We start from the raw sequence: 12,251 nt of genomic DNA, 5'->3' as shown, positions 1-12,251 counted from the left end.
GCGCCGCGCACTTCGCGCGCCTTCGCGCTGATCCCGAGCCGCCGCGCCGCACCGACCAGCGCCAGCGCCGCCTCCGGACCCGGGCAGCTGACCTCGAGGGCCGACGAGCGCCCCGGCTCAGTCAACGAGCCGTGTGCCAGAAACGCACCTCGCCACGCGGCTTCGGCGTCATTGACACTGCCGCCCACCACTTGGGCGGGCAGGCCACGTACCGGGCGACCACGCAAGTCCAGCAGACCGGTCTGGCGGGCCAGCGCCTCACCGTCGTTGGCCACCCGCAGCACATAGCGGGTTTGCCTGCGGATACCGCTGGCGGACAACACATGCACGACGGCGTTGTAGCCGTAAAGCTCGAAGATGTCCTTGCGCAGCCGACGAGCAATACTGCCCAGGTCCACCTCGGCCTCGACGACCACACGGCCTGCCACGATCTGCAGGCCGCCGGCGAAGCGCAACAGGGAGGTGACCTCGGCACGCCGCGCGCTCACCGAAGTCACCACCAGGCGACTCAACTCGTCTTTGACCTCGGCCGTCATCGCCACGCGTCGTCACCTCTCGGTCCGCCATGACCCGCTCCCCCTGCGCCGGCTGCTTGCGGTTCACTCTCGACCGCCATCGGTGCCGTCACCGGAGACGCCGCCGGTTCACTGTCACCCGTCACAACCCTCTCGAGCGCCGCTGCCAGCTTCCCCGGGTCATGTAAAGGTGTACCAGGTCTGGAGACGTCGGCAAATCGAACCTGGGCATTCAGCTGCTTGGCGGTGCGCCGCAGTTGTTCGCGTTCCTGATCGCTCGGGACGCGTTCGGCATCGATGACGATGTCCTGGACGGTGAAGCCCGGCGCATGCTGTGCCAGCACATGCAGGTGACGTTCGACCGAGAATCCGGCCGTCTCCCCCGGCTCTGCAACCAGGTTGAGCACCAGCGCGCGCCGAGCTGTGGTCGCCTGCAGCGCGGCGGCCAGGCCGGGCACCAGCACGTGCGGGATGACGCTGGTGAACCATGATCCTGGACCCAGCACCACGAGGTCGGCGGCCATGATCGCGTCGACCGCCTGCCGGGTCGCCGGGGGGGTGGCGGGCAACAACCGAACCCGCCGTACCTTCCCCGGCGTCGTCGCGATCGCCACCTGACCGCGGATCAACCGGAACATCCGCGGATCGGTCTCCAGGCCGGAGACGTCGGCTTCTATCTGCAGCGCGATCGGACACATCGGCAGCACCCTGCCTTTCACGCCCAGCACGCGGGCCAGCTCGTCGAGCGCGGCGACGGGGTCGGCGAGCACCTCGTTGAGCCCGGCGAGCAACAGGTTGCCTATCGGGTGTCCGGCGAGTGCCCCGCTGCCGTTGAAACGATGCTGCAGAATAGTCGCCCAGAGCCGTCCGTGCGGGCTGTCGGAAGCCAACGCCGCCAAGGCCATTCGTAGATCGCCGGGCGGCACGATCTCCAGTTCGCTGCGCAGCCGGCCCGACGACCCGCCGTCGTCGGCGACGGTGACGATGGCGGTGACGTACGGGGTCAATCGGCGGGCTGCCGACAGCGTCGCGTAGAGACCGTGTCCGCCGCCGAGGGCCACTATCCGGTGACTCATTCGCGGCCCAGGTCCCGGTGCAGCACCCGCACCGAAAGTTGCGCCTCGGATCCTTCGGACTCGATCAGCTGCGCCAGCGCCTCGGCGATCGCAACGCTGCGATGTTTGCCGCCGGTACAGCCGACCGCGACGGTCATGTAGCGCTTACCCTCCCGGCGGTAGCCCTCGACGACCAGGGACAGCAATCGATGGTATGTCTGCAGAAACTCCGCCGCACCGGTCTGGCCAAGTACGTAGTCACGAACCGCCGGATGCTGCCCGGTGTGTGGTCGCAGTTCGTCGACCCAGTGCGGATTCGGCAGGAACCGCACGTCCATCACCATGTCAGCGTCCATCGGCAGGCCGTACTTGAAGCCGAACGACTCCACCGTGACGCTGGTGTGCGCGGCGGTTTCGGCGCCGAATGCGCGCTCGATGCTTTCTCGCAGCGCCCGCACCGACAGCGTCGACGTGTCGATGATCAGGTCGGCCGTCGCGCGAACCGCCGCTAACATCTCACGTTCGCTGGCGATGCCTTCGGCCAACGTCTGCTCGCCCTGCAGCGGGTGACTGCGGCGGTTCTGTTCGTAGCGGCGCACCAACATGTCATCGGACGCCTCCATGAAGAGCACCCGCGGGGTGATGTTCCGGGTGGCGAGGTCGGTGCGCACCCAGTCGAGGTCTCCGGTGAAGCCCCGCGACCGGACATCCATGACGACCGCCAACTGCGTGATGCGCGAACCGGCCGCCAGCCCGAAATCGACCATCCGGGTGATCAACTGAGGCGGCAGATTGTCGGCCACATACCACCCGAGGTCTTCGAGCACCTTGGCCGCGGTGCCCCGGCCGGCGCCGGAAAGCCCGGTCACCAGCACGACGTCGATGCCGGACTCCGCCGACCCGCCGCCGTTCTCCGGGTGGTTGGCCGTCACGTCGGCCTGCACCGCGTGGCCTCCCGGCCCGGTCAGGTTTTCCCCGTCCATATTGCGGCCCATCATCCCAGTGCCCGGTCGGCCAACCGGTCATCATTATCGGCGACGCTCGAGCCGTTGGTGTCGTTATGCAGCGCTTCAAGGACCGCCCGGGCGGTGGCGACGCCGATACCGGGCACCGCAGTGATCTCGTCAACGGTCGCCTCTTTGAGTCGGGCCAGCGAGCCGAAGTGAGTGACCAGCGCCTTCCGCCGATGCTCGCCGAGCCCGGGCACCGCATCCAAGGCTGACGCCGTCATTCGCCTGGACCGCTTGCTGCGGTGATAGCTGATGGCGAACCGGTGCGCCTCGTCGCGGATTCGCTGCAGCAGATACAGGCCCTCACTGTTGCGCGGCATGATCACAGGATCCGGTTCGGACGGCACCCAGACCTCTTCGAGCCGTTTGGCCAGACCGATCACCGCGACGTCGCTGACGCCGAGCTCTTCGAGTACCGCGCTGGCCGCATTCACCTGCGGTGCTCCGCCGTCGACGACATAAAGATTCGGCGGGTAAGCGAAGCGGCGGGACCGGCCTTCTGGTGCAAGCATGTTCGGATCCTGCCGGTCCTGGACATGCCGGGCGAACCGGCGTCTCGTGACCTCGGCGATGGAGGCGACGTCGTCAGACCGGCCGCCGCCGGCGGCTTCCCGAATCGCGAAGTGACGGTAATCGGACTTGCGCGGCAGCCCATCCTCGAAGACCACCAGCGAGCCGACCACATCGGTGCCCTGAACGTGGCTGATGTCCGCGCATTCGATCCGCAGTGGTGCGTCCGCCAATCCTAACGCGTCCTGAATGCTCTGCAGCGCGGCAGTTCTGGCGGTGAAGTCACCGGCGCGCTTCAATTTATGTTGCTGCAGAGCGTGTTTGGCGTTCCGCTGCACGGTTTCGGCGAGCGCGCGTTTGTCACCGCGGCGCGGCACCCGCAGCCGGACCCGGGAACCGCGCAGGCCGGAAAGCCAGCTGGCGACCTCGTCGGCGTTGGACGGCAGACAGGGAAGCAACACTTCCCGGGGCACGGGATTGGCCGATTCGTCGGCGGCTCCGCCGAGCTCTGCCTGCTCGCCGTAAAACTGCGTCAGGAACTGCTCGACCAACCGCTCCTCGCCGGAATCCCCCGCCTCGGCCGACTTTTCGACGATCCAGCCGCGCTGACCGCGCACCCGGCCACCTCGCACGTGGAACACCTGCACCGCCGCTTCCAGCTCGTCGTCGGCGAAGGCCACCACGTCGGCGTCGGTGCCGTCGCCGAGCACCACGGCCTGCTTCTCCATCGCCCGCTTCAGCGCGCCCAAGTCGTCACGAAGCCGCGCGGCCCGTTCGAAATCGAGCTTCTCGGCCGCCGCGTTCATCTGGTGTTCGAGTTCACGGCCGAAGCGGTCGGTTTTGCCGGACAGGAAATCACAGAAGTCCAGCACGATCTGGCGGTGCTGTTCGGCGCTGACCCGCCCGACGCAAGGCGCCGAGCATTTGTCGATGTAGCCGAGCAGGCAGGGGCGGTCGATCTGGTTATGACGCTTGAATACCCCGGCCGAGCATGTTCGTGCGGGAAATACCCGGGTCAGCAGGTCCAGGGTTTCGCGGATCGCCCAGGCATGCGAGTAGGGCCCGAAATATCGCACACCTTTGCGCCGCGGCCCCCGGTACACCATCAGCCGCGGAAATTCCTCGTTGAGGGTGACCGCCAGCACCGGATAAGACTTGTCGTCGCGGTAGCGGACATTGAACCGCGGGTCGAACTCCTTTATCCAGTTGTATTCCAGTTGCAGCGCTTCGACCTCGGTGTTGACCACCGTCCACTCGACCTTGGCCGCGGTGGTCACCATCTGGCGGGTGCGCGGGTGCAGGCTGGCGATGTCGGCGAAGTAGGAGGTCAGCCTGCTGCGCAGGCTTTTGGCCTTACCGACGTAGATGACTCGTCCGTGCTGATCTCTGAACCGGTAGACACCCGGTTCGACCGGGATGGATCCGGGCGCGGGGCGATAGGTGGCAGGATCCGGCACGGTTTCCAGGCTAGTCCGGCGACGATGCGCGCCGGGCAGCGGCGCGAGAAGGAGCGGACATTCAACACAGCCGGCGACGATGAGCGCTGGGCAGTGGCGCGAGAAGGAGCGGACATTCAACACAGCCCGCGACGATGCGCGCCGGGCAGCGGCGCGCAGGCCTTCGAGTGTGCGCTGACGGAGCTCAGTCTGCGCTCCGTCGCTGGGGACTGTCTGGCGGTCGAGAATAATGACAAGCGGGCTGGCGAATAAAACCGTCTTGGCTCGCAAGCCAGAACCAAACCCCGCCGCAAAGCGCCTTAAAACGGCGGTAGCTCTTCGGAGTCGCGCGGCATTGAGACGTTGGAGTAAGTAATCGCTCGTTGCCGGCCCAGGCGATTGTCGCGATTGTGGTTGCGTTCAGCGGTAATCCGTTGTGTCCGTCGCACAGCGCGGGTCCGCCGTCTCGTCGGCATCATGGCGGCCCGGTCATGGCAGCTGCCGTCGGGCGGCTTCACAGGTTGCGGCAAATCGCCAGTGGGCGCGCACAAGCCCAGGAAGAGTAATGCGCTGCCAGGAGTGGTCACATACGTCTGCCCGTCAGGAAGATTCCAGATCACTGTCCCGTCGGGCAGCTGTTTGTCGCGCCAGCCCCAGAACGTCTTGAGCAGGTGATGCTTTCGGCATAAACACTTCAAGTTCGACGGGTGGGTACGGCCGCCTTTGCTATAGGCCACGGTGTGGTCCAGGTCGCAGCCAACGGCCGGGTGGTCGCAACCCGGCGCCCGGCAGGTCAGATCCCGGCACCGAACGAATTCGGCAAGTCTGGCCGACGGAGTGTATCCCGGCTCGGGACCATCAACCGCTATACCTAACGGCTGCAGCCGAGCCGCTTTCGCCAATTCGGCGACCAATTCGGCGGAGATGAGTCCCTCGCCACCGAGCAGCACTGCCGGGGTAGTCCCGGTGCCTTCGACGCTCGCCTGCTCGGCGACGACATGAATCACCACGTTGCTCTTCCGCGGCGTGACCGCACTGCAGTCGGCGGATCCACAGCAGCACGCGAGCTGGTCAGCACCGGCGGCCAACGCGCCCAGCGCATCGGCACGGCGCTGTTCGCGAGTACGCGGGTCCGCGTCACACACCGTGGCGGCCAGCTCGTCCAGCCTGCAGTCGAGGGCCTTTCCGGCGGCGGCCAGAACACTTCCGGTCAGTTCGGCCATACCTGACTCGTCGGCGTGAATGTCAACGAACCGACCTCTGGCGGCCTCGGCGGCTCGACGCACGGCGTCACGATCGAGGCTCGCCACTACCTGGTCGACCGCGGCGGCCAGCCTGCCCCGGGTGATCGAAGGGTGACGCGACAGCAGGACCGCCAGTCGGGCATCCACCCGCGCCAGCGCATCGGCGTCGCTGACCAGGTCGGTGCGGAAAACGACGGTCTGGAATGCGCGGTAGTCGATGTCACCGGCTTGAAACGCCTTTCCCACCTGCGGCAACCGGTCGCGCATCGCCATCGCATAGCGCAGATAGCTGGAACCCATTGCCACACTGCACCGCAGCGCGGCCGCCACCTGTGCGGCGACCGCCTCCCAGGTATCCACGGCCCAGTCCTGCCGCTCCCCCGAGTCGCGACAGCGCAGCACGAACAACTCGCCGATATCCACCAACCGCTGGGCGGCGGCCTGTGCCTCCGCCCGACCGGCGTCGCGTATTCGCTCTAATAGCGCCGCCGACTCGCCAGTCGGGCGCGAGGCATACCACTGCTCGAACATACATTCGAGTATACTCGACTCCACTGACTCGAAGTTCTGCAAGATCCAGTTATCCACAGCGGGATCACGTCGCTGAATAAGTGCGTGCAAGCTGCAGGTGGCTGTCGGTGTTGGCGGATGAACTCGGGCCCGCTCAGCGCTGCCTACAGGTCAGGCCGGTAACGCGCCGTCAACGTCCGCAGTGCCTCCATGGCGTCCACGGCTCGCTCTTTGTCAACGGCCTGGATCGCCATCACCGGGACGTACTCGTCGCCGGGCAGATCGATCCGCGCCCAGCGGGCGCCGACCGGGAACGACACGTCCACCACATCCGACCACGGGATGAGCCGGTAGCCCAGGAAGTTGCGCACCGAAAGCCCGGCGGCGCCGACTCGCAGCCGCGGCCGCGCGAACAGCAGCACGCATCCCGCGATGACAAACCCCAGTCCGGCCATCGCCAGCTGATCGGCAGTTTGGAATACCACTCCGCTGGTCTCGTTTTTGAGCAGCAACCCCACCACGACAAGGGCCGTTGCGATGACGAACGCCGCGCCGTAGGCGAAGTACGGCGTCAGGTGCGGACGCACTCGCAAGTCCCAGTCGGGATTCGCGGTCACGGCTTTCCGCGCAGATCGCGCAGGGTCAACGCGGCGCTCAGCGCAGCCGCCGTGGCTTGGGCGCCTTTGTCCTCAGCCGACGTCGGCAAGCCGGCCCGTTCCAGCGCCTGCTCCTCGGTGTTGGTGGTCAGCACCCCATTGGCGACCGGCGTCGACTCGTCCAGCGACACCCGGGTCAGACCCTGCGTCACCGCATCACAGACATACTCGAAATGTGGCGTCGCGCCGCGGATCACCACTCCCAGCGTCACGACGGCGTCGTGGTCCCGGGCCAGCGCTTGAGCCACCACCGGTATCTCAATCGCGCCGAGCACGCGCACCACGGTCGGGTCGTCAACGCCGCACTCCGCGGCGGTCTTGACGGCGGAATTCAACAGTGCATCGCAGATTTCGGCGTGCCAGGTGCTGGCCACTATTCCCAAACTCACCCCTGACGCGTCGAGCGCCGGCACTTCCGGCACACCGGCAGCAGGACTCATCTCCGCCGCTCCGCGTCACCGCCGACGGTCATAACGCTCCGCCGAATTCGCCTGGCAGGTGGACGGATTCGTGATAATCGTCCAACCCCATGAGGTCATGGCCCATGCGGTCACGTTTGGTCATCAGATAACGAATGTTCTCGGCGTTGGCCCGCACCGGCAGCGGAACCCGCTCGAGGATGTGCAGCCCGTAACCGTCGAGCCCTACTCGTTTGGCGGGGTTGTTGGTCAGCAGGCGCATCGAACGCACCCCGAGGTCGACGAGGATCTGCGCGCCGATCCCGTAGTCCCGGGCATCGGCCGGCAAACCAAGCCTCAGATTGGCGTCGACAGTGTCGGCACCCGCGTCCTGGAGCTGATAGGCCTGCAGTTTGTGCATCAGCCCGATGCCGCGGCCCTCGTGCCCGCGCATGTACAGCACCACACCGCGGCCTTCCCGCGCCACCATCGCCAACGCCGCGTCCAACTGCGGCCCGCAGTCGCAACGGCGGGAGCCGAACACATCCCCGGTCAGGCACTCCGAGTGCACGCGCACCAGGACGTCGTCGCCCTCGCTGTCAGGTCCGGCGATCTCGCCGCGCACCAGCGCCACATGCTCGACATCTTCGTAGATGCTGCTGTAGCCGACGGCCCGGAAGGGGCCGTGCCGGGTCGGGATGCGGGCTTCGGCGATCCGTTTGATGTGCTTCTCGTGCTTGCGCCGGTAGTCGATCATGTCGGCGATGGAGATGAGCGCCAGGTTGTGGTCGTCGGCGAACACCCGCAGCTCGTCGGTCTGGGCCATCGCGCCCTCGTCCTTCTGGCTGACGATCTCGCAGATCGCGCCGGCGGGCTGCAGACCCGCCAACTTCGCCAGGTCAACGGCGGCCTCGGTGTGCCCGGGCCGGCGCAGCACACCACCGTCCTTGGCGCGCAGCGGAACGACGTGCCCGGGCCTGGTGAAGTCCTCGGCAACCGCGGTGGGGTCAGACAGCAGGCGCATGGTGGTTGCCCGGTCTGACGCCGAAATGCCGGTTCCGATGCCGTGTTTGGCGTCCACCGTGACGGTGTAGGCGGTGCCGTGCTTGTCCTGGTTGACCGCATACATCGGCAGCAGGCCCAGCCGGTCACAGAAGCTGCCGTCCAGCGGCACGCACAGGTAACCCGAGGTGTAGCGCACCATGAAGGCCACTAGCTCAGGGGTCGCCTTCTCGGCGGCGAAGATCAGGTCGCCTTCGTTCTCCCGGTCCTCATCGTCGATGACGACCACCGCCTTACCGGCGGCGATGTCGGCAATCGCGCGTTCGACCGAGTCCAAACTCGTCATCGGCGCCACCCTGTCAGAAGATCCCACCTGAAGCGCTCAGGTGTTGCACCCAGTATGAACCACGAGCTGGGCGTCGTTATTGCCACTTCCTTTCGCCTATGGCATTTCGACGGGGAGACCGGTACCGGCGGAGCGACCGGTGGCGGCGGATGACGTTGCGGTTGGTTGCGTTGCAGCGCCGCCCCGTATTGTGACATGCATCACAACTACTGACCCGGTCGCTCGGCGTCCGTCACCTCGGGGTAGTCAGAAGCATGCGCAATTCCGCACGCTGCGCCGCAGCGACAGCCATCTTGACCGTCGGCTTAGGGCTGGCCGGTGTCGGCGCCCACGTCGGGCCCTTCCCGCGGTTTCCCTGCCCGCCGAATACTCCCAGAGACATGTACTGCCAGAACCCGCAACCGCTACCGCCGCCTTTCGCGCCCGCCGCGCCGGCGCCGCGTGGGCCCGCGCAAGGACCGGATGGCAATCGCGCAGCAGGCTAAGGGGCGGTTTGACCCGCTGACTAAGCCTGCGCTGCTGGACCCAGCAGCCGTTCGACATATTTCGCGATCACGTCGACCTCAAGGTTGACCGGTGTGCCCGCCGGCGCCCGGCCGAGCGTGGTCAGGTCCATGGTGGTCGGGATCAGCGACACCTCGAACCAGTCGTCACCCAGCCCAGAGACGGTCAACGAAACACCGTCTACGGTGATCGACCCCTTCTCGACGACGTAGCGGGCCAAACCGGCCGGCAGGGACACCCGCACCACCTCCCAGTGCTGCGACGGTGTGCGGGCCAGCACCTGCCCGGTGCCGTCCACATGGCCCTGCACGATGTGCCCCCCAAGCCGGCTGTTGAGCGCGGCGGCACGCTCGAGGTTCACCTGGCTGCCCGCTTCCAGCGCCCGCAGGCTCGACCGGTTCAACGTTTCACCCATCACATCGGCGGTGAACCGGCCGTCGGGCAGCACGTCGACAACCGTCAGGCACACGCCGTTGACAGCGATCGAGTCGCCGTGACCGGCGTCAGCGGTCACGACCGGTCCCCGGATGGTGAAGCGGGCGGACTCGCCCAGGTCGTCCTTGCCGACCACTCGACCCAATTCCTCGACGATCCCGGTGAACATAGGCCCAGGTTAGGCCAGTCACCGCGGCACACGCGACACAGCGGCGCGCCGGCTTGAGGGTCCGCGCTACAGGCTGCACTTAGCGCCACCCTTTACGATGCGGGGTATGCAGACGCTCCAGAGAGTGTGCCGACTATTCGCCGTGCTCGCCGCCCTCAGCATCGCCACCGCACTGGTCGGTGCCTGCTCATCGTCTTCGAAGCAGAGCAGCGCGCCGCTGCCTGATGCCGCCACGCTGCTCAAGCAGTCCAGCCAGAGCACCAAGGCCGTCAAGAGCGTGCACCTGGTGCTGTCGACCACCGGCAAGGTTCAAGGGCTGCCGATCAAGACCCTGACCGGTGACCTGACCACCTCCCCGAGCACCGCCGCCAAAGGCAGCGCCAAGATCACATTCGCGGGTTCGGACATCGACGCGGATTTTGTGGTGTTCGACACGATCCTCTACGCGGCGCTCACCCCGAACAAGTGGAGCGACTTTGGTCCGGCCGCCGACATCTACGACCCCTCGTCGATTCTCAACCCCGACACCGGTCTGGCCAACATCCTGGCGAACTTCACCGACGCCAAGGCCGAGGGCCGCGAATCAATCAACGGCCAGAACACCATTCGGATCTCCGGGAAAGTGGCCGCCGACGCGATCAACAAGCTCGCCGACCAGTTGAAGGCGACGCAGCCGCTGCCGGCCACCGTCTGGATCCAAGAGACCGGTGACCACCAGCTGGTGCAGGCCAAGCTGGACCAGAGCGCCGGCAACTCCATCCTGATGACGCTGTCGAACTGGAACGCGCCGGTCCAGGTGAGCAAGCCCCCGGTGAGCGAATGACGGCGGGGCGCGCCGGCCGCGGAGTCGCGATCAGTGCGGGCAGCCTCGCCGTGCTGCTCGGCGCCCTCGACACCTATGTCGTGGTCACGATCATGCGCGACATCATCACCACCGTCGGCATCCCGATCAACCAGTTGCAGCGCATCACCCCGATCGTCACCTGGTACCTGCTCGGCTACATCGCCGCGATGCCGCTGCTCGGCCGCGCCTCCGACCGATTCGGCCGCAAGCTGCTGTTACAGGTCAGCCTGGGCACCTTCCTGGTCGGATCTGTGGTCACCGCGATGTCCACCGACCTGAACGTGCTGGTCGTCGGCCGGACCATCCAGGGCATAGCGAGCGGCGCATTGCTGCCCGTCACCCTGGCGCTGGGCGCGGACCTGTGGGCGCAGCGCAACCGCGCCGGAGTGCTCGGCGGCATCGGTGCCGCGCAGGAGCTGGGCAGTGTGCTCGGTCCGCTCTACGGGATTGCGGTGGTGTGGCTGACCAGCCGCTGGCAGGACGTGTTTTGGATCAACGTGCCACTGGCGCTGGCCGCGATCGTGATGATCCACTTCAGCCTGCCGGGACGAGACCGCAGCGACGATCCGGAGAAGATCGACCTGGTCGGCGGTCTGCTGCTGGCGGTGACGTTAGGTCTGGCGGTTATCGGGCTGTACAACCCCAACCCGGATGGTCAGCACGCGCTGCCCAGCTACGGCCCGCCGCTGCTCGTCGCAGCAGGCGTGGCAGCGGTGGTCTTCGCACTGTGGGAACGCTTCGCGCGCACCAAGCTGATCGAGCCCGCCGGTGTGCACTTCCGGCCCTTCCTGGCGGCACTCGGCGCGTCGCTCTGTGCCGGTTCGGCGCTGATGGTGACGCTGGTCGACGTGGAGCTGTTCGCCCAAGGCGTGCTCGGCAAGGAGCAGGACGAAGCGGCCATCCTGCTGCTGCGATTCCTGATCGCACTGCCGATCGGCGCGTTGCTGGGTGGTTGGATCGCCACCAAGGTCGGCGACCGCGCGGTGGCTTTCGTCGGGCTGCTGACCGCGGCTTTCGCCTACTGGTTGATCTCGAAGTGGTCGCTGGACCTGCTGAGCGCGAAACACAACATCTTCGGCCTGTTCTCGCTGCCGGTGCTGGACACCGACCTGGCGATCGCCGGCCTGGGCCTGGGTCTGGTGATCGGGCCGCTGACATCGGCCAGCCTTCGGGTCGTCCCGTCCGCGCAGCACGGCATCGCGTCCGCGGCGGTGGTGGTGGCCCGCAATACCGGCATGCTGATCGGGGTGGCCTCGCTGAGCGCCTGGGGGTTCTATCAACTGCCGCAGATCGCCGCGAAGTTGTCGGCGCGCGTTCCCGCGAATTCCAGTCCGCTGGAAAAGGCACTCGCAGTTGCCGACCTGTACAGACGCGCCTTCGCCGAAATGTACGGCGGAATTTTCACAGCGACCGCGATCGTCTGCGTGGTGGGCGCGTTTCTGGGCCTGCTGTTGTCCAGCCGCGATGTGCACGCTGAGGAGCCGACGGTAGTGGAATTGCAGCCGCTCGAGCCGAGGGTGTGATGGTCAGCGCGGCACCAGGCTGAGCACCAGATCCGGACCGACCCGCTCCGTCCCGTCGAACCGCCAGCGCAGCGCCCGCGCGATGCTCGGCACC

Annotated in this window: 11 protein-coding genes; 2 read left to right on the top strand and 9 right to left on the bottom strand. The window is 66.8% G+C overall.

Translation table 11 applies throughout. The features are described from left to right. The 9 genes from whiA to WA317_RS04425 all read right to left on the bottom strand — a co-directional run. Positions 1-536: DNA-binding protein WhiA (whiA, locus tag WA317_RS04465; RefSeq protein WP_425171896.1), on the bottom strand; the 536-nt coding region annotated here is incomplete at its 3' end. Further along, complete coding sequence (gene yvcK / locus WA317_RS04460; protein WP_425171894.1) at positions 533-1,591, bottom strand: uridine diphosphate-N-acetylglucosamine-binding protein YvcK; 1,059 nt, start codon at positions 1,589-1,591, stop codon at positions 533-535. The genes yvcK and whiA, both read right to left, overlap by 4 nt. After that, the gene (gene rapZ / locus WA317_RS04455) at positions 1,588-2,538 is read right to left on the bottom strand and encodes an RNase adapter RapZ (RefSeq protein WP_425171895.1); all 951 of its coding nucleotides are present in this window, start codon (positions 2,536-2,538) and stop codon (positions 1,588-1,590) included. Before rapZ ends, yvcK begins: the two co-directional genes overlap by 4 nt. A gap of 26 nt (positions 2,539-2,564) precedes the next feature. Beyond that, positions 2,565-4,547 carry an excinuclease ABC subunit UvrC gene (uvrC, locus tag WA317_RS04450; RefSeq protein WP_425171893.1) on the bottom strand — a complete coding sequence of 661 codons (1,983 nt, stop codon included), beginning with the start codon at positions 4,545-4,547 and terminating at the stop codon, positions 2,565-2,567. A gap of 299 nt (positions 4,548-4,846) precedes the next feature. Beyond that, entirely contained in the window at positions 4,847-6,301 is a 1,455-nt protein-coding gene (locus tag WA317_RS04445) for an HNH endonuclease signature motif containing protein (protein ID WP_425171892.1), read from the bottom strand. A gap of 143 nt (positions 6,302-6,444) precedes the next feature. Beyond that, entirely contained in the window at positions 6,445-6,897 is a 453-nt protein-coding gene (locus WA317_RS04440) for a PH domain-containing protein (protein ID WP_425171891.1), read from the bottom strand. Beyond that, on the bottom strand, positions 6,894-7,376 hold the full coding sequence (gene ribH, locus WA317_RS04435; RefSeq protein WP_425171890.1) for a 6,7-dimethyl-8-ribityllumazine synthase: 483 nt from the start codon (positions 7,374-7,376) through the stop codon (positions 6,894-6,896). Before ribH ends, WA317_RS04440 begins: the two co-directional genes overlap by 4 nt. A gap of 28 nt (positions 7,377-7,404) precedes the next feature. Next, positions 7,405-8,682, bottom strand: a complete 1,278-nt coding sequence (locus tag WA317_RS04430) for a bifunctional 3,4-dihydroxy-2-butanone-4-phosphate synthase/GTP cyclohydrolase II (RefSeq protein WP_425171889.1) — start codon at positions 8,680-8,682, stop codon at positions 7,405-7,407. A 505-nt stretch (positions 8,683-9,187) separates the two neighbouring features. Next, the gene (locus WA317_RS04425) at positions 9,188-9,790 is read right to left on the bottom strand and encodes a riboflavin synthase (RefSeq protein ID WP_425171888.1); all 603 of its coding nucleotides are present in this window, start codon (positions 9,788-9,790) and stop codon (positions 9,188-9,190) included. Between the two features lie 97 nt (positions 9,791-9,887). Between WA317_RS04425 and WA317_RS04420 the strand changes: the two genes are divergently transcribed. Together WA317_RS04420 and WA317_RS04415 are read left to right on the top strand one after the other, a co-directional pair. Next, positions 9,888-10,613: an LppX_LprAFG lipoprotein gene (locus WA317_RS04420; RefSeq protein ID WP_425171887.1), complete on the top strand. Its 726-nt coding sequence runs from the start codon at positions 9,888-9,890 to the stop codon at positions 10,611-10,613. Then, the gene (locus WA317_RS04415) at positions 10,610-12,157 is read left to right on the top strand and encodes an MFS transporter (protein ID WP_425171886.1); all 1,548 of its coding nucleotides are present in this window, start codon (positions 10,610-10,612) and stop codon (positions 12,155-12,157) included. The genes WA317_RS04420 and WA317_RS04415 overlap by 4 nt, the downstream gene beginning before the upstream one ends. Positions 12,158-12,251 lie beyond the last annotated feature (94 nt).

Origin of the sequence: Mycobacterium sp., assembly GCF_049802695.1 — a bacterium.
Lineage (GTDB): Bacteria > Actinomycetota > Actinomycetes > Mycobacteriales > Mycobacteriaceae > Mycobacterium.
The sequence above is the reverse complement of the archived record's forward strand: the minus strand, read 5'-3'. Positions and strand labels throughout refer to the sequence as shown.

Excerpts from the sequence above, each read along its gene's own strand:
- yvcK (WP_425171894.1), bottom strand. The coding sequence starts at position 1,591 with ATGAGTCACCGGATAGTGGCCCTCGGCGGCGGACACGGTCTCTACGCG.
- WA317_RS04445 (WP_425171892.1), bottom strand. The coding sequence starts at position 6,301 with ATGTTCGAGCAGTGGTATGCCTCGCGCCCGACTGGCGAGTCGGCGGCG.
- ribH (WP_425171890.1), bottom strand. The coding sequence starts at position 7,376 with ATGAGTCCTGCTGCCGGTGTGCCGGAAGTGCCGGCGCTCGACGCGTCA.
- WA317_RS04430 (WP_425171889.1), bottom strand. The coding sequence starts at position 8,682 with ATGACGAGTTTGGACTCGGTCGAACGCGCGATTGCCGACATCGCCGCC.
- WA317_RS04425 (WP_425171888.1), bottom strand. The coding sequence starts at position 9,790 with ATGTTCACCGGGATCGTCGAGGAATTGGGTCGAGTGGTCGGCAAGGAC.
- WA317_RS04420 (WP_425171887.1), top strand. The coding sequence starts at position 9,888 with ATGCGGGGTATGCAGACGCTCCAGAGAGTGTGCCGACTATTCGCCGTG.
- WA317_RS04415 (WP_425171886.1), top strand. The coding sequence starts at position 10,610 with ATGACGGCGGGGCGCGCCGGCCGCGGAGTCGCGATCAGTGCGGGCAGC.